The organism is Photorhabdus viridis (assembly GCF_040256935.1).
Classification (GTDB): Bacteria; Pseudomonadota; Gammaproteobacteria; order Enterobacterales; family Enterobacteriaceae; genus Photorhabdus; species Photorhabdus viridis.
The window spans coordinates 1-713 of sequence record NZ_JBEJZY010000214.1 but is presented as its reverse complement, the minus strand read 5'-3'; the positions used below and the strand labels follow the sequence as shown (position 1 = coordinate 713).

General features: G+C 57.9%; 1 protein-coding gene. It reads right to left on the bottom strand.

The features are described 5' to 3' along the window. Positions 1-713: AAA family ATPase (locus ABR397_RS23030; protein WP_350307737.1), on the bottom strand; the 713-nt coding region annotated here is incomplete at both ends.

Genomic DNA, 713 nt, shown 5'->3' with positions numbered 1-713 from the left:
CGCAACATCAGGCAAGCGGTTTCATCATCCGGCTCATCAACGTTAATCCGCTGGAAACGGCGCTCCAGCGCGGCATCCTGTTCAAAATAGCGTTTGTACTCCGACCAGGTGGTCGCCGCGATAGTCCGCAATTCCCCCCGCGCCAACGCGGGTTTTAGTAAGTTAGCGGCGTCTGCGCCGCCCGCCTGATTACCGGCGCCAATCAAGGTGTGGGCTTCATCAATAAACAGTAAGAGGGGGGTGGACGATTGTCGGACAGCTTCAATCACGTTTTTCAGCCGTTGCTCAAATTCGCCTTTCACCCCTGCGCCCGCCTGCAACAGGCCCAGATCCAGCGCCCGCACACTGACCGTTTTCAGGCTGGCCGGGACATCGCCTTCAGCAATCCGCAGCGCCAGTCCTTCCACTAATGCGGTTTTCCCCACGCCCGGCTCTCCCACCAGAATTGGGTTGTTTTTACGCCGGCGCGATAAGATGTCGATCATCTGGCGAATTTCATTATCACGGCCAAAGACCGGATCAATGCCGCCTTCAGCGGCGCAGGCCGTGATATCCCGCGTGAATTTATCCAACACGTTTTGCAAAGCCGGGGATAATGCGTGAGGATTGAGCGCGGGGTTATCTGCGGCGGTCTCCGCCAGGTCAACAGCCGATCCTGCCTCAGTCAAACGCGCCGTAACCTGCTTCTCCGGGCACTCGTCTGAGTGATGATC